15 protein-coding genes are annotated in these 26,319 nt (G+C 60.8%); 4 read left to right on the forward strand and 11 right to left on the reverse strand.

What is annotated here, in order from left to right:
* Positions 1-205: 205 nt before the first annotated feature.
* Positions 206-1,891, reverse strand: coding sequence for a T9SS type A sorting domain-containing protein (locus J4G38_RS00315; RefSeq protein WP_210514114.1), 1,686 nt, complete (start codon positions 1,889-1,891; stop codon positions 206-208).
* A 190-nt stretch (positions 1,892-2,081) separates the two neighbouring features.
* Positions 2,082-4,907 carry a TonB-dependent receptor gene (locus tag J4G38_RS00320; RefSeq protein ID WP_210514115.1) on the reverse strand — a complete coding sequence of 942 codons (2,826 nt, stop codon included), beginning with the start codon at positions 4,905-4,907 and terminating at the stop codon, positions 2,082-2,084.
* A gap of 133 nt (positions 4,908-5,040) precedes the next feature.
* On the opposite strand from J4G38_RS00320, the gene J4G38_RS00325 reads away from it, so the two are divergent.
* The 3 genes from J4G38_RS00325 (at position 5,041) to J4G38_RS00335 (ending at position 7,017) form a co-directional block, all read left to right on the forward strand.
* Positions 5,041-5,196, forward strand: a complete 156-nt coding sequence (locus tag J4G38_RS00325; protein WP_210514117.1) for a hypothetical protein — start codon at positions 5,041-5,043, stop codon at positions 5,194-5,196.
* A 43-nt stretch (positions 5,197-5,239) separates the two neighbouring features.
* A complete protein-coding gene (locus tag J4G38_RS00330) occupies positions 5,240-6,139 on the forward strand; it encodes a YicC/YloC family endoribonuclease (RefSeq protein WP_210514119.1) in 900 nt (299 codons plus the stop codon).
* 383 nt (positions 6,140-6,522) lie between these two features.
* The gene (locus J4G38_RS00335; protein ID WP_210514121.1) at positions 6,523-7,017 is read left to right on the forward strand and encodes a hypothetical protein; all 495 of its coding nucleotides are present in this window, start codon (positions 6,523-6,525) and stop codon (positions 7,015-7,017) included.
* A 17-nt stretch (positions 7,018-7,034) separates the two neighbouring features.
* Here the strand turns inward: J4G38_RS00335 and J4G38_RS00340 are convergent, their stop codons facing one another.
* The 9 genes from J4G38_RS00340 to J4G38_RS28840 all read right to left on the reverse strand — a co-directional run bounded on the left by J4G38_RS00340 (position 7,035) and on the right by J4G38_RS28840 (position 24,894).
* Positions 7,035-8,831 (reverse strand): VanZ family protein, encoded by a 1,797-nt coding sequence (locus tag J4G38_RS00340; protein ID WP_210514123.1) that lies wholly within the window; start codon positions 8,829-8,831, stop codon positions 7,035-7,037.
* Between the two features lie 64 nt (positions 8,832-8,895).
* Positions 8,896-9,276: a glycine cleavage system protein GcvH gene (gene gcvH / locus J4G38_RS00345; protein ID WP_210514125.1), complete on the reverse strand. Its 381-nt coding sequence runs from the start codon at positions 9,274-9,276 to the stop codon at positions 8,896-8,898.
* 46 nt (positions 9,277-9,322) lie between these two features.
* Positions 9,323-16,867: a T9SS outer membrane translocon Sov/SprA gene (sov, locus tag J4G38_RS00350; protein WP_226163028.1), complete on the reverse strand. Its 7,545-nt coding sequence runs from the start codon at positions 16,865-16,867 to the stop codon at positions 9,323-9,325.
* A 122-nt stretch (positions 16,868-16,989) separates the two neighbouring features.
* Complete coding sequence (gene ruvA / locus J4G38_RS00355) at positions 16,990-17,595, reverse strand: Holliday junction branch migration protein RuvA (protein WP_210514127.1); 606 nt, start codon at positions 17,593-17,595, stop codon at positions 16,990-16,992.
* Positions 17,596-17,788: 193 nt separating this feature from the next.
* On the reverse strand, positions 17,789-20,059 hold the full coding sequence (locus J4G38_RS00360; RefSeq protein WP_210514129.1) for an NADP-dependent malic enzyme: 2,271 nt from the start codon (positions 20,057-20,059) through the stop codon (positions 17,789-17,791).
* Positions 20,060-20,176: 117 nt separating this feature from the next.
* A complete protein-coding gene (locus tag J4G38_RS00365; RefSeq protein ID WP_210514131.1) occupies positions 20,177-22,387 on the reverse strand; it encodes a LysM peptidoglycan-binding domain-containing protein in 2,211 nt (736 codons plus the stop codon).
* A gap of 189 nt (positions 22,388-22,576) precedes the next feature.
* Positions 22,577-24,004 carry an Asp-tRNA(Asn)/Glu-tRNA(Gln) amidotransferase subunit GatA gene (gene gatA, locus J4G38_RS00370; protein WP_210514133.1) on the reverse strand — a complete coding sequence of 476 codons (1,428 nt, stop codon included), beginning with the start codon at positions 24,002-24,004 and terminating at the stop codon, positions 22,577-22,579.
* A gap of 29 nt (positions 24,005-24,033) precedes the next feature.
* Complete coding sequence (locus J4G38_RS28835) at positions 24,034-24,501, reverse strand: Sec-independent protein translocase subunit TatA/TatB (RefSeq protein WP_210514135.1); 468 nt, start codon at positions 24,499-24,501, stop codon at positions 24,034-24,036.
* A 15-nt stretch (positions 24,502-24,516) separates the two neighbouring features.
* Complete coding sequence (locus tag J4G38_RS28840; RefSeq protein WP_210514137.1) at positions 24,517-24,894, reverse strand: Sec-independent protein translocase subunit TatA/TatB; 378 nt, start codon at positions 24,892-24,894, stop codon at positions 24,517-24,519.
* Between the two features lie 285 nt (positions 24,895-25,179).
* Between J4G38_RS28840 and J4G38_RS00385 the strand changes: the two genes are divergently transcribed.
* A complete protein-coding gene (locus tag J4G38_RS00385; RefSeq protein WP_210514139.1) occupies positions 25,180-26,124 on the forward strand; it encodes a GAF domain-containing DNA-binding protein in 945 nt (314 codons plus the stop codon).
* The last annotated feature ends 195 nt before the right edge of the window (positions 26,125-26,319 follow it).

The following is a 26,319-nucleotide window of genomic DNA, read 5'->3' on the forward strand; positions in this document are numbered from 1 at the left end:
TGAGCCACAAAGTTCCCCCGGTATCCAAGGGTCTAACATGAAGATTGATTCATCAAATTGTTATGCATTCCCCGCCCTGGTAACACTTTCGTAACACCAGTCTTGCCGGCGCCGGGTCTTTCCCCTTTCCCCAATAACAAAGCCTGCCCCGAAATCGGAGCAGGCTTTGTTATTCTTGTAAGGGTGCTGTGGTACGTAAGGACGACTATTTGGCTACCACAAAGCGCACCGATTCGGCGGTTTCAGTAGTGGTAATGGTAACGATGTAGATACCGGCCTGCAGGCCAGCGGGCAGGGCAAGCAGCTGGGTACCAGCCGTCAGCTTGCGGGCATCAGCCACGGTGGCCACCAGGCGGCCGGTAGCGTCGAACACCCGTACCGTCGTAGCCGAGGCGTGGGGCAGGGCAAACGACAGGCTCGCCGTGCCGGCCGAAGGGTTGGGGTACACGCCCATCTGCAGGCTCTGCTCGGCTTTCACGCGGGCGGCGGTTACCACACCAGCGCGGTTGTAGCAGAAGTTCTGGGGGTCGAAGGTGGTCCAGCCGGCCGTCCAGTCGGCGTTGGGGGTGCCGGCCGGGGCGAAAGCGCCGCGGTAGGTTACCGGCGTGAAGAAGGTACCGGCCAGCTTGGCATCGGTGAAGGCGGCGCCAGTGGCCAGCGGCGTGGCAGCCTGGGGCACGAAATTAGGGCTGCCGAGGGTGAAGTTGTTGGCATTGAGCAACAGACTGGCCACCGTGGAAGTGGTGTCGTTGGTAGCGCCCAGGAACTGCTTCACGTTGTAGGTGCTACCGTTTACGCGGGTAGCCACCGAGCCACGGGCGAAGCTGGCTAATACATTGTTTTGCAGCTTCAGCGAGCCGTTGGCGGCGTTCACGGCCGAGTTGGTGGCCGAGAAGGGCGCAGTGCCTTCGTCGAGCAGCAGGCCCACCGGGTAGCTGGTCAGCACCGAGTTGAACACGCTCAGGGCCGAGTTGCGGCGAATGTGCATGCCGCGCTTGTAATTGCTGTTCAGCGTGCCAGGGGCGATGAAGTTGCTCATATTCGAGAACACGGCCGAGGTCTGGGGCGAGTTGTTAGAGCCGAGGGCATCGTTGTCGCTCTCGAAGCCGTTCGAGCCCGACTGGTCGGCTACGTTCGGGTCGCGCAGGGCCACGCCAAACTGAACTTTGCCGTGGAAGCCGTTGTCGGTGTCCCATTCATCGTCGATGCCGCGGTAGGTGATGAGATACTTGGCGTTCACTGAGCCCCCAAACCACTCGAAGGAGTCGTCGCCGGAGTACGATACCTGGATGTGGTCGAGCGTGGTGCCGTTGCCCACGCCACCCAGCGTCAGGCCATTGATTTCGTTGTCGGTGCTGTATGCCACGCCGGGGAATTCGATGCGCACATACTGCATGATGCCGGAGTTGTCGGCGTCGTCGGTGCCACCAAACACGCCATCGGCCACGGGCAGGCCGCCCTCAATGCTGGGCAGCGGCGCGGTGGGCGTAGCGGGAATGTTCTGGGTAGCGCGGCCTAGCAGAATCACCCCACCCCAGTCGCCCCGGGCCCGCGAGCCGGCGGGCTGGTTCGAAGTGAAGACGATGGGTTGCGTAGCCGTGCCACGGGCATCAATGCGGCCACCCTGTTTGATGGTGAGGGTACCCTTGGTAGCGAGGTCGCCCTTGATGATGGTGCCGGGCTGAATGGTGAGCGTAGCACCGCTTTCAACGAACACGAAGTTCTTCAGCAGGTAAATGTTGTTGCTGGTCCAGGTGGTGTTGGTGGTGATGCGTACGCCGTCCACCGTGATGGGGGTGGGAGCAGTTGGGCACACGGTCTGGGCCTGGGCAGAGGAGGCGGCCGCAACAGTTGCAACGGCCATCAATGCAGTGAGTACAAGCTTTTTCATAAGGAAATGGTCAGGTAAGTGGACTGGGTAAAATCAAGCGGTGGTTGCTGATGCAAAGGTCCGGCAGTGGCTTATGCAGGTGGTCCTTTTGAACGTTACTATTCGGTTTGCCCCGTGTTACCATATCGTGTAGCCATATTTGGGGCAGCGCCAAAAAAGCCCGACGAATCGGGCTTCTTTGTCATTCACTTTAAAACTTATAGGTGATGCCGACCGTGGAATACTGGCCCTTGCGGTAGCGGGCGAAGGAGCCGGTGTCGGCACTACTGATTCCGCCACTCCGGTTCGAATCGTAGTACAGGCGGGTGTACTGGTTCAGCAAATCCTGAATGCCAATGCGCACATCCAGGTGGGGGCCGAAGCCCTTGGTAGCGGCCAGGTCGATGACGTGGCGCGGCAGGTCGTACACGGAAAAGTTCTGGCCGTTGCTACTGGCAAACTGGAGGCGCGGCCCAATAATGTTGTACTGGGCCGAAATCTGCCAGTGCCGCTCATCGTCCTGGTAGAAAATGCCGGTGTTCACCACGTAGGGCGACTGGCCCTGCAGCGAGCGGTTGTTATCCACCGAGCTGGCCGCGGTGTCGTTGAGCGTCACGCGGCTTTTGATGAGCGAGGCATTCAGCACAAAGGAAATGTGGCGCAGGAAAGGATTTTCGGTGATGTCGACCAGGCCTTTGCGGGCTTCCACTTCCACGCCCACGTCGTAGGCGCTGGCCGCGTTCTGGTACGTTAGCTGCAACACCGAGCCGGTGGTCGAGTTGGTTACCTGCTCGATGGCATCAATGAATTTCTTGTAGAACACCCCCACTGACAGCAGCTCCGAGCGCGAGGGGTAGAACTCGTAGCGCAGGTCGGCGTTGTATATTTTGGCCGTGCGCAGGTTGCGGTTACCATTGATGAGGGCATTGTTGGCGAAGTCGAAGTACGAGTACTCGGCAATTTCGCGGAACTCCGGCCGGTTCAGGGTTTCGCTGCCGGCCAGGCGCAGCAGGCTGCGGTCGTTGAAGTTGTAAGTGGCGTTCAGCGAAGGCAGGAAGAAATACTTCTTTTCCTCGTAGGCTGGCACTGCGTCGTTGCCCGAGCGCAGGAACTTGCGGTTGTACTCCATCCGCACGCCGCCCGAAACGTTGAACTTGTCCGAAATCGGGGCCACGGCGCTGAGGTAGCCCGCCACCAGCGTGTTGTCGGCGTGGTAGCTGTCTTCGGCGCTCGTGCCTTCACTCAGAATGAAGCCCGTTTTCGGGTCTAGGTTCTGAGGTGCGAAAATTGTCTCGATTGGCAGCAGCCGCAAGTCGTTGTTGAAAAAATCCTCGCTTCCCGGCGTAAAGGAGAAGTATCGGCTGGCGTAAGTCCGCTCCTTGTATTCGGTGTAGAAGCCGGCGCGCAGCTTGTACTGGTTGGCGCGGGTCGAGTCGCGGCCTTGTAGGCGCTTTTCCAGCTGGCCGCTGGCCATGTAGGTATTTTCCTTCAGTTGCGAGAAATAGCTCGAATTGTCTTCCTGCGAGCCGCGCTGGCTGATTTCTACCAGATAAGGGGTGGCGGGCTGGCCGGGCCGGGGCACGTCGCTGCCTGTGCGAAAGCGGCGGTAGTCGGGCTCGTCGCGGAACACGTAGTTGTAGCCCGTGTTCCAGGTCAGGGTCGTACTTTTTTCGGCCCCCAGGTCGTGCGTGCCGCCCAGCTGCCCCGAGTAGATAGTCCGGCTTTGGTAGTGCAGGGCGTAGTTGTCGCGGTTTTTGCCGTCGCCCCCCTGAATATAGTCGATACCCGTGCGGTGAATCACCTCGTCGGTGCCGTACTGGTTCAGGAAATTGCGGAACTCCAGGCGGTTGTGGTCGTTCAGGCGGGCCTGCCAGTTATGAATCACGCCCAGGCGGTTGGCCGTCTGCGAGCGTAGGTCGTTGTAATTGTAAGAGTACGAGAGGTTGCCGGTTTGCAGACGCTGGCGCAGCACACTATACTGCTCGTGGGTGTTGGAGTACGACACCGAGGTAACATTGCTCAGGTACACCCGGCCAATTTCGTACTTGCGGGTGATGCCCAGCGAGGCGCGCAGGTCGGGCAGCGCGGTGCTCAGCGTAGGCTTCCACTCGTTGCGCAGCTCAGTGCCTGCCTGTTGCAGCTGGCCTTTGGTAAGCGCGGCGTTGGCGTCATACGCCTCATTACCAATCACGCCGGGCACTTTGCGCAGGCCCCCGTCGAAGCCCAGCCAGTCGGTGCTGCTGTGCGCGCTCTGCTGGTAACCGCTGCCGAAAGTGGTACCCGTGCGGCCCCAGGCCGAGACCGAGAAGTTGGTGGTGTTTTCGAGCACCGAGTTTTTGGTGTACACCTTCACCACGCCGCCGCCAAACTCGCCCGGCAGCTCCGGAGCACCCGATTTAAATATCAGAATCCGGTCAATCACCGAGCTCGGCAGAATATCGAACGAGAACGAGCGGGTATCTACCTCCGCCGAGGGCGTGAGGGCATCGTTCAGCAGCACGGTGTTATACCGCTCAGCCAGGCCGCGAATCACAATAAAATTATTGTTCTGAATAGTCACGCCCGGAATGCGCTTCACCACCTCGGCCGCGTCGCGGTCCAGGGTTTTCACAATCTGGTCGCTGCTCATGCCGTTTACCACCACCTCGCTTTTTTTGAGGTCCTGAATCATCGCCACTTCAGTGCCGGTCTGCTTCACGCCGGTCACGGTTACTTCGGTCAGGCTGGTGGCGCTTTCCTCCATCGTGCCGTTCAGGGTAGTCGTCTCGCCGCTTTTTATCACGATGCCCGGGAACGTGAGCGGCTTATAGCCCACATACGTCATCGTGATGTTGTAAGTACCGGCGTCGAGGGGCAGCGAGTAGCTACCGTCCACGTTCACGGGGGCGGCCTGGGTGGTACCCGTCACCAGCACGGTGGCTCCGATAACCCCCTCGCTGGTCTTTTTATCCGTTACTTTTCCCGCCAGCGTCCCTTGCTGACCAAAAGCCAGCCCATTCATCCACAGCAACAAAAATCCAAGTAAGGCAAGGCGCATACAACAATGGTTGGTTCAACGCCACAAAACTATCAGGGGCCTATTACGGCAACATAGCCGCTGCGTTACCATATTGCGACGCACCCATTTCTTCATTTTACGATAATATCATTCTACTAATTTTGCGCCCTTTTTGCTTGAACTCAAAGGTTTCTGCCTGACCTGGAAAGAGCCGAATGGCTGCCCCGCCCGGCAAATGCCGGCCAAATTTCCGGGCGCACAATCAGGATTTCCTTCATTCTCTGGTGCGGGCGAAGTGCTGTGCTACTTCCCGCGTGCCGTTCTTTGAGAACTTAACCCGACCTCCGCAACCAGAACAACTGCTCTCCACTATGCTCCTCTCCATGACCGGCTACGGCCAGGCCCACCGCGAAACCGATTCTTACACGGCCACCGTGGAGCTAAAGTCCCTCAACTCCAAAACCCTCGACTTCACCCTGCGCCTGCCCCGCTTTCTGCAGGCCCACGAGTTGGAAATCCGCAATACCATTGCCAAGGCACTGCTGCGCGGCAAAGTCAACCTCACCATCGACTTCGCGCGGCCCGCCGCAGTTCGGGCGTCCGCCACGCTCAACAAAGAAGCCCTCATTGCCACCTTCCACGAGCTGCAGGCCGTGGCCAGCAGCCTGGGCCTGCCCACCAGCGAAGCCACGCTGCTGGCCGCCTTGCGCCTGCCCGGCGTCATCCCCAGCACTTCGGAGGCGCGTGATGCCGAGCCTGCGGCCGAAGAAGTGGCCTGGCCCGAGCTGCAGCCGCTGCTGGCCGAGGCGCTGGCCGCCATGCAGCAGTTCCGGCAAGACGAAGGCCACACCCTCAGCACCGAAATTCTGGGCTACGTAGCCACCATCCGGCAGCAGCTGGCCGCCGTCGAGCAGCACGACCCCGCCCGCATCGAGCACGTGCGCCAGCGCCTGGCCGCGCACCTGTCCGAGCTCACCAGCCATGAGCAGTTCAACGCCACCCGCTTCGAGCAGGAAGTACTGTACTATATTGAAAAACTGGATATTGCCGAGGAAAAAGTACGCCTCGCCGCCCACCTGGCCTACTTTGAGCAATCCGTGCACCAGCCCGATGAAGCCGTGGGCAAAAAGCTCGGTTTCCTCGCCCAGGAAATTGGTCGCGAAATCAACACCATCGGTTCGAAGGCCAACGATGCCACCGTGCAACACCTGGTGGTGGGCATGAAAGAAGAGCTGGAAAAAATCAAAGAACAATTAAATAACATCCTCTAGGGCGCGGCTTTCTCGTCTGTAGAAACGGCCAAAAGCCTCACCAATTCATCCCATAATTCCTAGCAGGAATCAACATTAAATTGCACTTTAATTATATTTTATTCAACTTCATTTCGATAAACCGGCTCCTGGCCGAAGATTTAGTTTGGGATGGCCTTGCCATTTCCGTGTAGCACAACCTTCCGAATGTTAAGCTGTTATTGGCTAAAATCGTCGGCCAGCTTTTTACTTTTCAAAAATAATCGCAATATTTGTGACCCGAAAGTTGGATATCTAATTATTGTATCTAACTTGGGTGCATCAATAGCGCTTAGTTACTCACATTTTATCCCCCTGTTAGTATGAAATCTACATTTTTACTCTGTATCCTGGGACTCTTCCTTGTGGCTGCGCGTCCCGCATCTGAAATCGAGCTGGTAAAGAAACGCGTCCTGAGCGAGCGAGTGGAAATCCTGATTCCCAAAGGATTCGAGGTGATGACCGAACAGCAGATGGACTTTGCTTACGCTAAAGCCCAGAGCCGGCCGAGCGTTATTTTCACGAACAACAACCTCATCAGCCTCGCCTTCAACTACAGCGATAATGACGCCGACCAGGACATGGTCGACATTTACGCCGCTTCGTTTGGCAAGACCTATCACAAGCAGTACAAGGACGCGACGTGGTTTGGCGACGGCGTGAAGAATATCAACAACCGCAAGGTGGGCTACCTCGAATACATGAAGCCCGAGATGGGCCACGAGGTGTACACCCTCGTGTTCTTCACCGACGTGGAAGGCAAGCTGATGATTTGCACCTTCAACTGCGCCGACCGCCAGAAGCCCGAGTGGGAGCCCATCGCCAAGCAAATCATGCTTTCGCTGAAAGCCAAAGGCTAGGCAGTTAGCAGTTAGTATTACGGTCGGTGGTTGAACGCAGGTTCGGCCACCGACTTTTTTTTGTGGACCGGGGCTGCTCCTTCTGCATTGATAAAATCGCGCACCAGCCCGAAAGCCCCGGCGAACCCCGCCAGCGACAGCGCCGCGGGCCGGTCGTTGACATCGTGGTAAGCCGCGCTGCCGCCGCGGGTGTAGATAAAGAACGCCGGCACGCCCGCCTCGGAGAAAGGAAAATGGTCGGAGTTGGCGGCCCGGCCGCGGGCGCCCAGGGCCGGCAGGTAGTGGTGGGCATCGTTGAGGCCCACGAGGCGGTGGTAAGGCGCTTCGAACACGCGGCCGTTGACAACGGTAGCGCCCAACTCGCCGGTACCCAGCAAGTCGAGGTTTACCAGGAATTTGATGTTTTTGAGCGGTATCAGCGGGTGCGCCACGAAGTAGCTGGAACCCACCAAGCCGGCCTCCTCGGCTCCGAAAAGGAGGAACACGACGGAGTATGCGGGCCGGTTTTCGGGGCGGGTGTAGTGGGCAGCCAGTTCCAGAAGCAGAGCCACGCCGCTGGCGTTGTCGTTGGCGCCGGGGAAGTACGTTTTGCTGCCCATCGTGCCCAGGTGGTCGTAATGCGCGGTGACCACGAGGAAAGAATCAGGCTGCGCGGTGCCGCGAATGACGGCCGCAAGGTTCTGGGTTTGGTAGTTATGCTCCAGTTTGGCCCCTACGTGTACTGTGCCCCACACCGTGCGGCCTTTGATTGCGCCGGTGGCCGTATCGCCAAAAAATGCCTTATCCAGCCACAAAGGCACTTTGCTGGCCAGTACCTCCACACGGGGCTGAGTTGCCTGCTCGGCGGCCAGGGAAGCCGTCAGCTTGGGGACGACGGTTATCCGGGCGGCGGCTGCGTTGAAGCGTTGTTGCAGAATAGTGGGCAGGTGGGGTAGCCGGGCGGCATCGGCAGCGCGCAGCAGCAGCACACGCTTGCTCCACGGCACCAGCAGGTAGCGGGCCTGCACCGTAGCCTTGGTAAAAACCAGGGTGTCGAGCAGCAGGATGCGGTCCTGCACGCGGCCGGCCCCGGAATTGGGCGCCGCGATGAAGGCGGTGCCGGGCTCCCATCCCCAGGCCGAGCTGGCCCCATCAGCCCGGATGGAGGCAGCTAATTCACCCGGGAAAGTATTTACGTCCAGCCCAAATGGCTGGGTGTAGTCGGGCGCCAGGGGCTGCAGTTTCATCTCGCGCAGGCGGCTGCGCAGGTAGGCGGCGGCTTTGTGCTCACCCTGCTGCACGTAACCGCGCCCGTGCAGGGCCGGCGAAGCCAGCTTTTCGATGGTGCGACGGGCGCGGGGCAGGTCCTGCGCATGAGCTACGGAGGCAGCCAGCATCAACCCAAACCAAAAGATGGACGCCAGCGCCTGCGAGCGCCGCGCCTGCCGGGCCGCCCAGGCAGCGGCCACTCCCACTGCCAGAAAAGCCCCGATGCTGTCGCTCAGCAAATCGGACCATTCGCCGTGGCGGCCCAGGTGCATGCTCATTTGCAGCACCTCGATGAGGGCCCCGAACAGGACGCTGCCACTGAGCACGGCCAGCCCGGCGTGGCGGGCCAGCCGGGGCCAGCGGCGCTGCCGGTGCAGCGAGAACCAACTTAGCCCGGCCAGCACGACGAACACGCCCGCATGGGCCGCCGTGTCGAACGACAACAGCTCCCAGACGGGCGTGCGCGGCATTTCCCTGGCCGGGGTGAGGGTGAGCACCAGCACCACCACGGCCCAGCCAATGGGCAGGGCGGCGTAGGGCCGACGGGGCATGAGCGGGCGGGGCATAAGCAGCTTTAGCTTGTGCGGGGCAAATGACGCAAAAGCCTGGGCTTATGCCACACGGCTGCAACTACGCGCCAACCAGTTCGCCGTAGGTTTCGGCAGTCAGCAGCTCGCTCAGCTCTTCGGGCTTGGCGATGGATATTTTCACCATCCAGCCGTCGCCGTAGGGGTCCGAGTTCACGGTTTCGGGCGCATCGGCCAGCTTGGCGTTTATTTCGAGCACGGTGCCGGTGATGGGGCTGAACAAGTCTGAAACCGTTTTAACGGCCTCCACGGTGCCGAAGACGTCGTGCCGGGCCACTTCTTTGTCCAGCGTATCAATATCAACGTACACGATATCGCCCAATTCTTTCTGGGCGTGGTCGGTGATGCCCACGTAAGCGACATCGCCTTCAACGCGAATCCATTCGTGGTCTTTGGTGTAATGTAGGGTGGCGGGCAGGTTCATAAGGTAAGGCGGTAATGAGGGGAATGGTGGTTGCCGAGCCGTAAAGCTACTGCGTCAGGCTGTAACGCAGCTGCACGCCGCCTTCGGTGGTTGAGTTGCGGAAGGCATTGCTGATGCGGGGGGTGGTGATGGTCTGGCTGTAATATAACTGCAGATTGAGCCGGGTGTTCAGCAAATAGTCGATGGTGGGACGCAGCTGGAAGGTTTTCGAGCCGTTGGTAATCTGGCCCTGAGGGCGGCCGATGAATCCGGGGTTATTCGGATTGGCGGGGTCGTTGGGGCCAGTGGGGTCAGCCGAATCGAGGATGCTGCGCTGTATCGTGATGTTGTCGCGGATGCTAAGGTCGAGGCGGGCGGTGAGGTTATTTTTTAATACGCGCTGCTCGCCTCCCACCCGGAACGGCAGCTTGAGACTGTTGGTGGCGTAGCCGAAGCCAATAATCATTTCGGTGGTGTTCAGCTCGGTTACCTGGGAGTTGGTGGTGTTCAGGGCCACAGTGCGGTCGGTGCGGTATTCGAGGCGGCCAGTGATTTTGCTCACGGTCTGAAAATTCACGCCAATCAGCGGCGAGAGGCGTTCCGCAATGCTCACCTGCCCCACAATGTAGTAGGGAATGAACTGGCCCGCCGTGTTTACCTGCGTGGGAAAACTGCCGGGGTCAGAAGGGTAGCTGGTGGCCGTGGTGTAGGCGTTGGTGTAGATGGAAGAATACGCGTGGTTGAGGGTGAACGAGCTGAAATACTGCTTGATGAGCGGCAGCTGGGCGAACCCGTTGTACTGAATGGTCCAGTTGGGCAGCGGCAGCAGGGCGAAGGGGTCGAATTTCGACGCTTTGTAGCCGTCCGACGACCGGCCCTGGTAGGCATCGATGAAGCTTTGCACCAGCACTTCCTGCGAGTTGAAGCCATAGCTACCCGCTTTATTGGGGTTGGCGTCCGTCAGGCGCTGACGCACGATGGCCCGGTTGTCCACAAACCGGGTGAAGGCTTTCGACGTTTCGCCGTTGGCGCCCAGGTCCCCAAACAGGGTTCGGATAGTGATGGTGGTGGTGCTGAACGTGCCCGTGCCCAGCGACTGCGGCACAATCACCGGGAAGTTCCCCGCGGCGTCCTTGATGACCGTCAGCGAATCCGGGTCGAGGGCGTGGCGGTAGTAGGCATCCAGATTTTGGGCCTTTTGCTGCCGGGCATCCACCTGAATGTTGAAGTCGCGGAACGGCTCCAGCGTCGTGCGCAGGGTGATGGTTTGGGTGAGCAGCGAGCTGAGCGGCGTGTTGAGGTATTCGCTGCGGTCGGTGTACCAGTTGTGGTCGAGGGCCGCGATGCTGTACAAGTGGTCCAGGCTGTACTGCTTGCCCACGATGAAGGGCAGGCCGGGGGCCGTGAAGGTATCATCGAAGCCAAAGGCCTTGGTTTTGGGCAGGTAGCCGGGCAGCAGCGTGCCGTTGGAGCGGGTGAAGGTGAAATTGATGGACCGGGCCGTCATCAGCGAGCGGAGCACGGCTTTTACAAACCGGTATTTCTCCTTCGTCGTATCGGCGGCCGCGGCGGGTTTGCGGGCCGCGTCGTCGCCGGGGCGCGCAATGTTTTGCCGCAGCAAATCGGTGCGCGGGCTTTTGGCCTTGGCCGTGGGCGGGGGCGCGTTGTTGATGACGTTCAGGAACTTGACCTTGTTGTAGAGCTTCACCAGGTCAATCTTGCCGTTGGCGCTCATTTCGGCGTTGTTCTGGATGGTGTTGCCCAGGTTCACTACCTCCGTGGCCGTGTCGGCCCGGGTGGGAAACTTGGCCACGCGCTGGCCCGTGGACGCGGCCTGCCAGCTGTAGTTGGCCGAGTAGCGGGTGTCGGCGCTCAGCCAGTCGGTGAGCGGAAACTTGTCGAGCGGCAGTCGGTAGGTGAGGGCGGCAGTCTGGTTGAAATTGGTGGTGCGGCCGCCGCGCAGCAGGTTGTTCTGGGCCTGGGTACGGTTGTTGATGGCTTCCAGGCTGTTGCCGATGTCGCGGCCGGGGCCTTCGTCTACCACGCCCCGGTTGGTGGCGGTGTAGTCGAAAATCAGGCTCTTGGTCAGGTCCCACTTCAGGTCATAAATCCGGCTGATGTAGAACGACTTCTGAATGACGGCGGGGATGCCGTTGGTGGTGGGCACCTCGCCGGGGTTCAGGATGCGCTGCAGGAACCGCTCGTTGTAGCGCCGGTCAATATCGGTGCGGAAGGAGAAGCGCGAAGGCAGCGGCGTGAAGTTGATGTTCTGGAAAATCTTCAGGTACGGGTTATCCAGCAGCTTAATCTTGGCCAGCGGCGTGTAGTTTTTGGGCGTGGTCTGGTACACGTAGGCAATGGCCGCGGTGTAGGACTTGGTGTAGTCGCGGTCGGTGCGGATGTCGGTGTGCAGGCGGTCGGTGAGCGAATAGCTCAAAGCCACGTTCTCAATGTCCCAGGGCTTGGGCTTGGCCGCGGGGGCGCCGGGCTTGCCGGGGCCGCGCTCCTTGCGCACGTTCAGTATCGAGATGCTGCGGCTGGTAGTTTGGTCGATGACTTTGTTGCGGTATTCGGCCTGGGCCGACGCATTTTCCGCCGCGCTGCCTTTGTTAAACTTCTGCAGGCTCTGCTCCAGCTTGGTGTCGGGGTCCAGCGGGTCGTAGAGCGGCGAACGGCTTTCGTGGCCAAGTTGCAGCAGCACGGGCAGGCGCAGGTGCAGCTGGGGCGGCAGGAATTTTTCGGCCGCTACGGTGGCCTGCAGGTCACCCCGGAACACGTTATCGGTTGAGCGCGACTGCGCCTTGTCCTGCAAGCCGCCGAAGCCCACGCTGGTGTAGTTGCCCGTGGCCGTGATGTTGGCCAGGTCGGCCAGCTTCACGTTCAGGCGGGCCGTGGCCGCGTAGCCGGCCTGCTGCTCAAAGTCAAACACGCGCATCTCATCGGCCCACAGGTTCACGGTTTTCGAAGCCGTGCTGGGGTCAGCCCCCGTGGTGGTGGGATTCAGGATGCCAATCATCACGCCCTGCACTGCCGAAAAATCGGGGTTGCCCACCACCGTAATGCTGGCCCCGTTGGGCAGGGTCACGGTGTAGGGCACCAGCAGCGGGCTGCCGTCCTGGTTGCGCTTGGCCTTGGCATCGATGAAGTCCTGGAACGCCACGTCAATCTTGTTGGCCTCGGGCCATACTTCGTCTGGAGAAGTGGCGCCAACTCTGGTCAGGGCCAGGGGCAACGAATACTCGTAGTAGTTCTGGGTGTAGTCGGTGCCAATGCGGAGGAACGCCCGCACATCGCCATCAAGCGTCGAAGGGTCTTGCGAATCGCCATGCAGGAACATACGCAGGCGCTTGTAGCGCAGCATGTTGATGGTTATATTTTTATACGCTGCTTTGGCATAGCCGTCGCGCAGGTTCACCACGGCCAGGCGCAGGCTCTGCTCGTTTTGCAGGCGCGAGGTGCTGCTGCTGCCGTACTCCTTGTCGCGCTGAATGCCGGGCGGCGACACGTACGGAATGGCATTCGCGGTGCCGGACACGCCGTTTTCCTCCACGCTCACCGTCGAAATATTGAAGGCGTCGGCATCAGTCAGGCAGTTCACGCAAATGGCCTGCCTCGGGTCCAGAATGCGGTAGTTGAACCGGCGCCACTGGTTGGCCACGAACTGCGGCTGCACCAGGCGCAGCACCACCGGCTCGCGCCAGCCGGTCATGTACATCCGCAAAAACCGGATGGACTTAAACCCGAACTCCTGGGTGGCACCCTTCAGCGCGTACCCCTCCCGGATGGGAATCCGGAACTGGTACCACGTCACCACGTCGCCGTTGGTATACGTGGCCGGCGCCACCACTTTGTCGATAATATATTTCGCGTCCGGCGAGCCGATGTCGAGGCCGCCGGGCGTGAGGTGCATCTTGTACTCGTAGTAGCGCTCCACGTCCTGCACCACGTTGTCGCGGTTCAGGTCCTCCTTGTCGGGGAAGGCCGTGGAGGTAAGCTGGCTGTTTTCGGGCGAGTTGCCGTCGTAGCCGTCGTAGTTTTTGTAGCGGCCCAGGATTTTGGTGTTGTTCTGGTCGTAGCTCGGGTCGAGGTGGTGCTTGAAGTCGTCGCCCGAGGGGTCGGGCAGGCTGGCATACGACCCGCCGTAGCTGGTAGCTGCTTTGGTACGTTCATCGGCGTCGTTCAGTCCATCGAGGCCCACATCCTGCGCCGTGCGGGCACCGGGCGCGGCATTGAAGGCATCGGTGAGAAACTGCTGGCGCGTCACGATGCCGTAGGCCGTTCCACGGGTTTGGCCCGTGCTGTCGGCACCGGGCACGGGCAGGCCGTTTTCAAACTCGTGCTGGTCCTGGTCCTTCAGCACGTCCTCGCTCACGTTGCCCAAGTTGATGACGAGGTCGCCGCCGGAGGTGTTGGCCACGTCGTTGCCGTCCTGGTCGGTGATGTTCACACGGGACGCGGGCGCGCCGGGGTTGGTGCTCTTCAGGAACGGGTCCATCATCCAGAACTCCAGGTACTCGATGTTGGCGTTGTCGAAGTCGGTATCGAAGGTGATGGCCCGGCTGATGCCGCCGAACTTGTCCTGGGGCCGCTCGGCCGTGGTGAAGGCTTTGCCGGCCGCGTCAACGTTGGGGTTGTAGTTGTAGGGCCCGCGCTCGTTGGGGTAGTAGGCCATGTCGAACGTGTACTCGTAGCCGTTGCCGGTCGAGCCCAGGTCCTTATTCGGGAACACCTCGTCGCGCTTCACGCCGCGGGTGTAGTGGTTCAGCAGGTCCGTGGCCCCGATGTTGCCGGGCACACTGGGGCCGCCGGTGTAGTAGCTCTGGTCCACGGTGTACCAGGCCAGCTTGGCGCGCTGGTAGTTGTAGGGCAGGCCCACGGCCGTGCTGCCGCCCACGGGCAGCGGCGTCGAGGCCAGGCGCCAGGCCGGAATGCTGGCCAGCCCGCCCAGGGTGTAGGGCGTGCGGGCATTCTCGAAATCGTCGATGTACGACACGCCGTTTTCGCCGTTGCCCAGCTGCGAGCGGCCCGGCAGCAGCTTGGCAAACTCCCCGCTGAAGGCAATGGTCGATATTTCCTTGGTCGAGATAAACGGCAGCATGTCGAGGTACTTGGTCAGCACCCGGCTGTCTTTCCGGATGCTGCCATCCACTCCCACGATGGTGTTGTTGCCCGGCTCGTCGCCAATGTTCACGCGGTTGATGCCTGGGGCCTGATTCTCCAGCAGGTGCAGGGCCGTGCCGCCAATGTTCACATCCTTGTTCAGCTTGTAGTCGAGGCGCACGCCCAGCAATTTGCGCGGCTGCACCTGCACCAGGGCATTTTTTTCGAATTCCACCCGCAGCTCATTCGCCGAGTTGAGATAGGCGGGGTTCAGAACTTTCACCTTAGCTTGGTCGTAAAACACCTGGTAGTCGGTGCCCTCGGTGAGCAGCGTAGAGCCCGAAAACACCCGCACCGAGCCCTGCGCAATGCCAATGCCCGGCAGGCTGATTTCGTCGGAGCTGGCCCCGCCCTGGAAGCGCCCGCGCAGGAAGAACTTGTCCTTTTCCTGCACCTGCTGCGCGTCGCTCTGGGTCATGTTGTACAACTCCGAGTACACGTATTTGGTCACCAGGTCGGGCTCGCCCACAAATTGGTTTTGCAGAAATGCCCCGAACGGCTGCACGTTCGGGAAAATAATTTTACCCAGCTCCGGGTCGATGGTGACGCCGGGGAAGTAGTCGAAGTTGCCGTCGGGCAGCTTGTCGTTGTTGGAGTTCACGTGGTCGAGGTTGAGCACCTCAATCAGCGGCCGGTTGGCAATTTTAGCCCCTTCTTTCAGCGAAATTAAGTCCACGCCGGTCGCGTCGTCCTTGTAAATAATTTGCAGCTGGAAGTTGTCGCGCTGCAGCTGCGAGGCGTTCAGGGGATAGATGTTTTTCATCATCAAATCCCAGGTCGGCGTGTTGCGGGTGAGCACGTTGGGGTTCTGCGAGTCCGGCCGGTCGGTGGGCAGCGTGCCCACGCCGGGGTTGCTGGCTTTCAGCATCTTGAGAAAGATAACCTGGTCGGCGCTCACGCCGTTGTAGTCGCCGCTCAGCTCGCCCACCTTGTAGGTTTTGCCGTTGTAGATGTATTCGTAGCTCACGCCCAGCACCTGGTCGGGCAGCAGGGCCGTGTTCAGCGACAGGTAGCCGAGCTGTGCGTTGTAGGTGTATTCGCGGGTGTCCAGCTTGCGGGCCCGCACCCGCTCGAAGTCCACGTTCTTGGTCAGGCCCTGGCCAATCTGCAAAAAAGCATCAACGCCGAGGTTGTCGCGGGCCGTGGTCCCGCCGCCAATGATGGTACTGAATTCCCGGTTGCCATCGTTGCTGGCCGGCACCTGGGGGCTGGGGTTGCCGATGCGGTACTTCTGGGTTTGGTACAGCCGCGAGGGTTCGCCCAGGTCCATCAGCGTCACCACGTTGCGCAGGTTTTCGGTGGTGCGGTTGTCGTTGGTCACGTACACCTCCACGCGGTTGATGGTCACCCCGCTCTGGATGGTGGGCAGGTTGCGCAGGGCCTGGTCGTACCGGTCGCGGAAGAACTGCGACAGGAAAAAGTGCCGGTCCTTCTCGTACTGGCTGGCCTTGATTTCGTATTGCCGGCTCTGGGCGCCGTTCTGCACGCGCACCTCGTCGGCGGTGCCGCGCACGGTAGCGGCCACGGCCGTCACGCCCAGCCGCCCAAACTGCATCTGGGTTTTGATGCCGAACAGGTTCTGCCCGCCCTGCACCAGCGAGTTGGTGAGCGGCAGGCTCACGTTGCCCAGGTCCACCTTTTTGATGATGTCCGTTTCCGAGCCGGCGTAGTCGAACTTCATCTGGTTGTCGAAGTCGAACGAGGCCTTGGTGTCGTAGTTGAACACCAGTTTGAGCTTGGTGCCAATCTGCCCGGTCAGGTTCACGTTGATATTCTGCTCGAACAAAAAGTCACCCACGCTCTGCTGGCGCAGGGTCAGGGCGGGGTTTTCGTTGCGATTGAAGCGCGCTCCAAACTTGAGCGTGACCGAGCCGGCCGGCCGGATATCCACGTAGCTGCCCCCAAAAATGCGGTCGGCCACCGGCCCCAGGTAGATTTTGGGAATCAGGCGCTGGGCCTGCGGCGTGCCGGCCGCGGCCGGCGGTCCCGTAATGCCGCCCTTGGCCTTCTCGCGGTAGTAGTTGGCGATGGCCTGGCGCCGCTGAAACTCCTCGTACTCCTTATAAGTGAGCACACTGGGGTCGCGGTAGTCAATCTCCTTCCCAACTTTCTCCTGCACGTCAAATTGCTTGAGACTGTCGTCAACCTGCACGTCCAGTTTTACGTTCTTGGGCAACGGCAGCACCAGCGGCGACTCGCGGCGGTGCGGCCCGAAGGGGCTACCGGGCCGGTCGTGGGCACGCACCCGTGGCCGCCGGCTCGGCTTATACGGGCCGGTGGTATCGGCAAAAGGCCGGGTTGGCCGCGGCGTATCAGCCGCCAATGCCCGGCTGGCGCGTAGCCACGCCGTGGTCAGGCGTGCGCCGGCACTGGGTGCGGCCTGGGCCCACCACGCCAGCAACGACGCAACCACAACAACCGACGCGGGGAGTAATTTCTGTCCGGATTTCAAGCAGGATAGGTGGATAATGGCGCGGCCCAGGCGGCCCGCGTCAGGCACGGCACTTCAGTAAGGTAGCAAGTCGACCGAGACAACCCGTGCAACCGCCCAAATCCGAAAATTCGCACGATAACTCAATGCGACTTCAAAGCAAATTTAATCAATTCCTCCACGCTCAGCTCCCCACCGTGCTTGTGCTGAATCTGGTCCAGCAGCTTTTCGGCGGCGGCCCGCGCAAAGCCGAGGGTCACCAGGGCCTGCAACGCTTCCGAACGCCGCGTATTGTGCTGCCGGGCTAGCGGCACCGTATCGACGCCGGCCTTGGCCAGCAGCTCGTCCTTGCGCAATTTGTCTTTCAACTCCAGAATCACGCGCTGGGCCGTTTTCGGCCCCACGCCCTTGATGCTCTGAATGGCCCGCACGTTCTCGTTCACGATGGCCTCGCGGATTTCGCCCACGCTCATGCTGCTCACCATCACAATGCCCGTGCCCGGCCCGATGCCCGACACCGAAATCAGCAGCATGAACAAGGCCTTCTCGCTGGGGTCCAGGAAGCCATACAGCGTCTGCCCGTCCTCCTTAATGTGCTGATAGGTATAGATTTTGGTGGCCGAACCCTCCGGCGGCAGCTTGGAGTAGGTGGCCAGCGAAATCCGAACTTCGTAACCCACGCCCAGCATATCCATGATGGCCAGCGTGGCGTCTTTGTAAGCAAGTTTACCGTCGAGGTAGGCAATCATAGGCTGAAGAAAGGAGAAGAACAGAATGCGCGGCAGTATTCAGGCTACACCAGCCGCGGGTTTTTTATCTCCCAAATTTACTGGCTTTTCGGCCAAAAATATTGGGTGAAATGAGGAAGATGTGAAGGAATAAAAAAAACGTCCTGCGGAGCTGAACTCCACAGAACGTTCCGAAATGTTCCTATTTCTCTATTTATAGCGCCTTGCTGCCGGTTTGCGCATCCACCACCGCAATGGCGGCCATGTTCAGGATGTCGCGCACGGTGGCGCCCAGCTGCAGAATGTGCACCGGCTTGCGCATGCCCATCAGCACCGGCCCGATGACCTCGGCCCCGCTGATTTCCTGCAGCACTTTGTAGGCAATGTTCCCCGACTCTACGTTGGGAAAAATCAACGTGTTAGCGCCCTTTTCAGCCAGCGGACTGAAGCCGTAATGTTCCTGTAGCAGCTTCGGGCTCAGGGCCACGTTGGCCTGCATTTCCCCGTCAATCAGCAGGTTGGGGAAGCGGGCTTTGGCCAGCTCGGTGGCGCGGCGGGTTTTTTCGGGCAGCGGCCCCGCGTTCGAGCCAAAGTTGGAATAGCTGATGACGGCAATGCGCGGCTCGGCATCAAAAAAGCGCACCGCGCGGGCCGTAAGACCGATAATCTCGACCATTTCCTCGGCCGTCGGGTTGATGTTCACCGTGGTATCAGCGAAGAAGTACGGGCCCTTTTTGTGCTGGATGATGTACATCGACGACACGCGCCGCACGCCTTCTTCGGTGCCAATCACCTGCAGCGAGGGGATGATGCTCTTGCCGTAGTCTTTGGTGAGGCCGGTGATGCAGGCATCGGCCTCGCCGGTTTCCACCATCATGGCGGCGTAGTAGTTGCGCTCACGCATCAGCCGGCGGCCTTCGTAGAGGGTCATGCCGCGACGCTGGCGCTTCTGGTACAGCAGGTTGGCGTACTCGTCGCGCTTGGCGTCCTGCTGCAGAATGTTAATAATTTCACAACCTTCAAGGTCGAGGCTGTTTTCGCGGGCAATGGCTTCAATTTTCTCCAGCGGCCCCAGCAGGATGGGCGTGCAAATGCCTTCATCGAGCAGAATCTGGGCCGATTTGAGAATCTTGTAGTTGTCGGCCTCCGCAAATACCACGCGCTTGGGGTTGGCGCGGGCAGCCGAGGTCATGCGGTTCATCAGCTTCTGGTTCACGCCGAGGCGGGCGCGGAGCTGGTCTTCGTAGGCCGCCCAGTCCTGGATGGGCAGGCGGGCCACGCCGCTTTCCATGGCCGCCCTGGCCACCGCCGGGCTGACACTGGTAATCAGGCGCGGGTCGAGCGGCTTGGGAATGAGGTAGGTACGGCCAAATCCGAGCGTGTTGTCGCCATAGGCTTTATTCACGATTTCGGGCACAGGCTCCTTGCTCAGGTGGGCCAGGGCGTGCACGGCCGCCAGCTTCATGGCCTCGTTGATTTCGGTGGCACGCACGTCGAGCGCGCCCCGGAAAATGTAGGGAAAGCCCAGCACGTTGTTCACCTGGTTGGGGTGGTCGGAGCGGCCGGTGGCCATAATCAGGTCGTCGCGGGTGGCCATGGCCAGCTGGTAGCTCACCTCGGGGTCGGGGTTGGCCAGGGCGAAGACGATGGGGTTAGCGGCCATGAGCAGGAGCAGCCCGGCGGGCAGCACGTTGGCCGCCGAGAGGCCCAGGAACACGTCGGCCCCGGTCATGGCCTCTTCCATGGTGGTGAGGCCACGCGTCGTGGCAAACTGCATCTGAATGGGGTCCAGGTTGGTGCGGGCCGCGTTGATGATGCCATCCTTGTCGAACACCACCACGTTGTCTTTATTCAGGCCCAGCTCCAGGTAGAGCCGCAGGCAGGAAACCGCCGCGGCGCCCGCCCCGCTTACCACCAGCTTGATTTCCTCAATTTTTTTGCCCACGATTTCCAGCCCGTTCAGCAGGGCAGCCGATGTGATGATGGCCGTGCCGTGCTGGTCGTCGTGCATCAGCGGGATGTTCATCTTCTCCCGCAGCTCGGTTTCGATGCGAAAGCACTCCGGCGCCTTGATGTCCTCCAGGTTGATGCCGCCAAACGTGGGTTCCAGCGCCTTCACAATGCGGATAAACTCGTCCGGGTCGGTGGCATCAATCTCAATATCGAAGCAGTCGATGCCCGCAAATTTCTTAAACAGCACCCCCTTGCCCTCCATCACCGGCTTGGAGGCGGCCGGGCCAATATTGCCCAGGCCCAGCACCGCCGTGCCGTTGCTGATAACAGCCACCAGGTTGCCCTTGGCGGTGTATTTGTACACGTCGTCGGGGTTGGCGGCAATTTCCTTGCAGGGCTCGGCCACGCCCGGCGAGTAAGCCAGGGCCAGGTCGAGCTGCGTGCTCATGGGTTTGGTCGGCACCACTTCGAGCTTGCCCGCAGGCTCCTGGGAGTGGTAGTTGAGGGCGTCCTGCTTGTTTATTTTCAGCATCGGGAATTCTTCAGAAATGGAAACGGCCGCGCAGGCAGCGCGGCCGTGTAAGGCGAAATTAGCGCGAAAAGCGCGGCAAGGCCGTGTTTAGTTTGCAATTCCCTTGTTCAAACGCGTTTACCCTTGCGGCACCAGCAGCTTCTGGCCCAACTTCACTTCGTCGGAGGTGAGGTGGTTGAGCTCGCGCAACGTTTGCACGCTCACCCCAAAGCGCCGCGAGATATTGAACAGCGTATCGCCCGGCTGCACGAGGTGCACCTTAGAAGTTTCGAGCCGTTTCTCAACATTAGAGCGCGGCGCGAGGGCCACTGTTTTGGCCGCTGCTTTTGGCTGCTTGCGGGCAGTCTCGGGCAGTACCTGCGCTTCGGCGGGAGCCTGAAAAACCAGCCGCTGGCCGGGCACCACCGTTTCCGACTCCAGCTGGTTCCACGCCACCAATTGGGCCACGCTGAGGTTGCGCTCGCGGGCCAGCCTGGTGAGGTAGTCGCCTTTGCGCACGGTGTAGCGCCCGTCGGTTCCTCTGGTTGAAACCGGGCTGGCCTCGGCAACGGGTTCGGCGGCCACCTCGGCCGCAGCAGCCACGGCGGCTTTGGTTTCTTCGCGCTTCGCCTCGGCGGCCTGCAGTTGGGCCGCTTGGTTTTGCGCCTGGGCAAGGCGGCGCGTAGCGGCCCGGGCCTGCACTTCCGCTGCCGCCTGCTGAATGGCCTGCCGCTGCCGGATGGCCACCAGCCGCACTTCCTGCATTTTTTCCTGGCGGGTTATTTCCTGCAAGCGGGCCACTTCGCGGGCATTGGCTTCGGCCTGCTCTTTCCGCGCAGCCGCTTCTTCTGCCGAGACAGTTGGGCGGGCGGGCCGTGGCGCGGCGGCAATCATTGGCAGCTCTTCCGTGGCGGGCGGCGCCACGGGAGCGCGGCGCGGCGCGGGGGCGGGCAGCGGCACAAATATCACCAGCTGCTTGCCCGGCTTGGGGTTCCGGCCTTTGGCCAAGTCATTCCAGCGGCGAATTTGCGCCGGGCTCACGTCAAACCGCTCGGCCAGGCTAGCCACTGTTTCGCCCCGGCGCACCTTATGCGATACTCGCCGCGAACGCGGTGCAGCGGCTTCGTCCTCGTTGCGGGGTCCCTCGGTGGCTACCAGCAGCTCCCGGCTCACCCAAGGCTCCACGCCCTCGAGGCGGGGCGGCAGCGCGGGCAGGGGCTGAGGCAATGCCGCCGTAGGCTGGCAATACATGAGCAGCGTAGTCCGGTCAACATCACCCAGATGCGCCGCCGCCGCCGCCGGAAACCGCACCACGTAGGGCCGGTAGCCGGCCGGCAAGGCGGCGCGCCGCAGCTCGGGGTTAAAGCGCGTGAGGTACAGCGAGTCATCGTAGCCGCAGGCCCGGCTCAGGCGGCGCAGGTCAAACGCGTAGCCGCGCAGGCCCAGCGTGTCCATGGGTTCGGCGTATTGGTAGTGCAGCTTATCGGTGCGCAGGCCGTGGGCCTCGGCGTACTTCATGCTGTACATGATGGCAGTGAAGGTGGGCACGTAGTTGCGCGTTTCGGCCGGCATGTAGGGGTACAGGTCCCAAAACGTCTTTTTGCCGGTGCGACGCATCACGCGCTGCACGCTGCCCGCGCCCCAGTTGTAGGCCGCCAGCACCAGTTCCCAGTCATGAAAAATGCCGTAGAGGTACTTCAAGTGCTTGCAGGCGGCTTCGGTGGCCTTTTCAGGAGCCATGCGCTCGTCAATCCACTCGTCGCGCTTCAGGCGCAGGTCGCCGGCCGTGGGGCCCATAAACTGCCACAAGCCCGTGGCGCCCACCGGCGATTTGGCCGTCGGAATCAGGGCCGATTCCACCACGGCCAGGTATTTTAAATCAATTGGCAGGTTGTATTGCGCGAGGTATTTCTCGAAAATGGGAAAGTAAAAATTCTCGCGCTCCAGCACGCGCTGCATGTAGCTGCGGTTGCGGGCCGTGAACAGCGTCACGTAAGCCATCACCGAGTTGTTGAACTGGTGCGGCACATCGGTTTCGATGCAGCCCACGCGGTCACACACCAGCTCGCGCATGGTGGGCGGGGTCCGCAGCCACTCCAGCCGCGCCGAATCCACGGTCATCGGGACCATGGGCACCGCTACCAGCGAGTCGGGTTGCAGTTCGAGCCGCACCCGCACGGTATCGCCCAACAGGGCTGGCATAGTGGAAATTACCCGGCCCGCCGAGTCCCGTTGCGGTACCTGCTGGGCCTTGGAAATTGTTGTCTGCAACAGCAGCCAAGGCAGCACCAGCACCAGCCACCCGTGGCCGCGCCGGTCAGTTTTCACTTGCTTAATCCCTTGCTTCATAGCACTAAGATAGGCCAGAGGTAAAGAACTTGTAGAGATGAATAAAAAGTATTTGATTTTGCCCTACGCAAAAACACAACCACCGGATATGTCAACGCGCCCCGGTCCATTCAGCTTCTGCGAGTCTGCATCAGCAGCACGGCAGGGCTTGAACGGGCCGGGGCGTGGTTCAAAAATGCTTAAACAACTCTATACCAGCACTTCCTCCGTCAGCGTGCTGGCAAAAGCGAGCAGCTCGGCCTCGCGGAAAGCGCCGGCCATTACCTGCAGGCCAATGGGCAGGCCGGCCGCATCCTCCCCTACCGGCACCGAGATGGCCGGCACGCCGGCCAGCGACGCCTGAACTGTGAAAATATCGGCCAGATACATGGAAACCGGGTCCAGCTTCTCGCCGATTTTGAAGGCGGTGGTGGGCGTGGTGGGCAGCACCAGGAAATCGTACTGGCGCAGCAGCTCGTCGGTTTTGTCCTTAATCAGCCGGCGTACGCGCTGCGCTTTGGTATAGTAGGCATCGTAGTAGTTGGCGCTCAGCACGAAGGTGCCGAGCAGAATGCGGCGCTGCACTTCGGCCCCAAAACCCTGGGCGCGGCTCTTTTTGTAGAGCGATTCCAAATCCGTGACATCCGGGGCACGGTAACCGTATTTCACCCCGTCGAAACGGCCCAGGTTGGAGCTGGCTTCGGCAGTAGTGAGGATGTAATACGTCGGAATCATGAAATCGAGGTAGGGGAAATCCACGGCTTCCACCACGTGGCCCTGGCCCCGCAGCAGGTCGAGCTGAGTTTCCAGCGCGGCCTTGATTTCGGGGTTCAGGCCCTCGTTGTTGATGGCGTCGGCAATGTAGCCGATACGGTAGTGCGGCGCGGGCGTGAGCAGCTGGCTGTAAGCGGGCACTTCGCGCTGGCTGGCGGTGCTGTCCATGCCATCGGGGCCGGCCATGATTTCGGTCAGGAGCGCGGCATCGGCCACGGAGCGGGTGAGCGGGCCAATCTGGTCGAACGACGAGGCAAACGCCACCAGCCCGTAGCGCGAAATGCGCGAATACGTCGGCTTGAAACCCACGACCCCGCAAAACGCGGCCGGCTGGCGCACCGAGCCACCCGTGTCGGAGCCAATCGAAGCCAGGCACATATCAGCCTGCACGGCCACCGCCGAACCGCCCGAAGAGCCACCAGGCACCCGGTCGGGGTCGGCGGCATTGCGGGCCGGGCCGAAATACGAGCTTTCGTTCGAGCCGCCCATAGCAAACTCGTCGCAATTCTGGCGGCCGATGAGGATGGCATCGGCATCGAGCAAACGCTGCACGGCCGTGCCAGTGAAAAGCGACTTGAACCCATCCAGCATCAGGCTGCTGCTTTGCAGCGAGTGCCCGGCGTAGGCCAGCACGTCTTTGAGGCCGATGACCATGCCAGCCAGGGGCCCGGCGGTGCCGGCCGCCAGCTTGGCATCTACGGCATCGGCCTGGGCGCGGGCTTCATCGGCCCACACTTCCAGGAAAGCGTTGAGGTGCTGCTGGCGCTCGATGTTGCCCAGGTAATACTCAACGAGCTGGCGGCAGGACATAGTGCCCGCCGTCAGCTCGTTACGAACTTCGGATAAAGACTGAAAACGCTTCAAACTATTTGCAGATTAGGTGGCCGATTAGCTTAAGCGTCGGGAGATGCGGGCAGATAAGGCTGCCGGGGCTGGGTGCCTTCGGGGGCCAGGTTGGGTGGCAGGGAATAGGCCAAGGGCGGAATCGGCTCCTCGGTGTGGTGACCAACGGCGGGGGCGGGAGTGGTAGCAACGGGGGCTGCTGCTGCCGGAGCCGCCCAGGGGTCAAACCCCGAGCCGGGCTCCGATACGGGAGCAGGTGGCAGCGGCGTGGGGTATTGGTTTGGAGCCGGATAGTTGGGCTGCTGCTGGGAGTAGTTCGGCTGGGTGGGCTGGCCCACTTGCTCAAACTCGCGGCGGATTTCGGTGCTGGCGTCCTTAAACTCGCGGATGCCTTTGCCCAACCCCCGGGCAAGCTCGGGGATTTTATTGGCACCGAAAAAAATGAGAATGACGACCATTATCAGCATGAGCTCGGAGCCGCCGATGTCGCCTAGGAACAGGATGAAAGGGGTTTGCATGATGCTAATTTGCGCTTACTGGCGCGGCTGGGTGGTGGGGTCGTTGGGGTTGTATACGGGAGGAATGGGCTGCTGGTAGCCCGGCTGGCCCGGCTGGGGCACGTAGCCGCCTTGCTGAGGATAGCCGTTCTGGGGCGGCTGTTGCGGATATCCCTGCTGGGGGTAGCCCTGTTGAGGATACTGCTGCTGGTAGGGCGGTGCGGGCTGGTCGCGATACTGCGGCTGCTGCTCTTCGGGCTTGGTGCTGGCGTCCTTGAACTCCCGCACCCCCTGCCCCATTCCTTTGAACAACTCGGGAATGCGCTTGGCGCCAAATAAGAGGATAACGACAAATAGAATAAGCAGCATTTCGGTGGTGCCGAAGCTGCCAATCAAAAACAGGGGATTAGACATGAAGCAGTGGGCGCCTGGGCCCGGTTAGGATGAGAAAGGAGGATATACGCAGCCGAACGCCTTTTGGAGTACAAAGATACCCGATTGTCAGGCTTTAAAAATGAAGAACCCATTAACGGGCAAATTGAGTCAATTGGTCGGGCAGCAGCCGAAGTTGAACGGGTTATGGGAAAACTTATAGTAACCTAAAGGTTAGCTTTGATTGCGCTTCTATTCAGGATTTTTTTACTTTATCGACCCACCGTCGAGTCTTCCACACTTGTCGAGTGTCTCAAAAAATTAGCTGTGAAACCACCTAAGCACCCCGCCCCGGCCAATTCTGTCCTACGTCAGGTCAACGAGCCGGAGCGCCTGGAAGCCCTCCACAGCTATCAGATACTGGACACCGACCCGGAACAGGTATTTAATGACCTGGCGCAGCTTTCGGCTTTCATCTGCGGCACCCCTATGTCGCTGATTTCTTTGATTGATGAAGAGCGGCAATGGTTTAAAGCCAAAGTGGGGCTGGATAACAAGCAAACGCCCCGCGAACACGCGTTCTGCCAGTACGCCATGCGGGCCAACGATGTGTACGAAGTATCGGATGCTACTGCTGACTCGCGTTTTGCCAACAACCCGCTGGTGACCGGCGACCCGCACATCCGCTTCTACGCCGGGGCGCCGCTGCTCACACCCGAAGGCCAACCCCTGGGCACTCTCTGCACCCTCGACACCGTGCCACGCCACCTGAGCACCGACCAGCGCGAGGCCTTGCGCGTGCTGGCCCGCCAGGTAATGGCCCACCTGGAGCTACGCCGCACCCGCCTGCAGCTCGAAGACGAGCGCCAGAAGCTGGTGGGCGTGCTAAGCATGGCCAACAGCACCAACGAAGCCCTGTACGCCAATCACCGCAACGAGATTTTTGTCAAGCAGGAACAGCGCCTCGTGCGCATTGCCACGGCTGATTTGCACTACGTTGAGGCCCTTGGCGACTACGTGAACCTGCACACCACACGCGAGCGATTCACGGTGTATGGCACCATGAAAGACCTGGAAACCAAGCTGCCGGGCCGGGATTTTGCCCGCATTCACCGCAAATACATCGTGCGGCTCGACCGCATTCTAGCCATTGAGGCCGATGTGGCCCTGCTCGACTGCAACGCGGCCATTACGTCGGCGCGGGCGCCGGTGCGCGTGCCCATCGGCAGTTCGTACAAAGCCGGGCTCCTGGGCCGGTTGAACCTGGTGTAAGACTCGCGGCGGATTTCCTTTCCCGCTCTGCACCAAGAGAAAGCTAACGTTCGCCGGGTAAGCGTATCGATTCGCCGAAATGCGGCGCCGGCCCTGCTCAGAAAACCCAACTTTGATGTGGTTATCGGTTGCAGCAGGCGAATCGCCGCTTCTGCCGACAGCTAAGTTTGTTTTCATAGCTCAGAAAGACCCTTG

It is taken from the genome of Hymenobacter terricola (genome assembly GCF_017921975.2).
GTDB lineage: Bacteria > Bacteroidota > Bacteroidia > Cytophagales > Hymenobacteraceae > Hymenobacter > Hymenobacter terricola.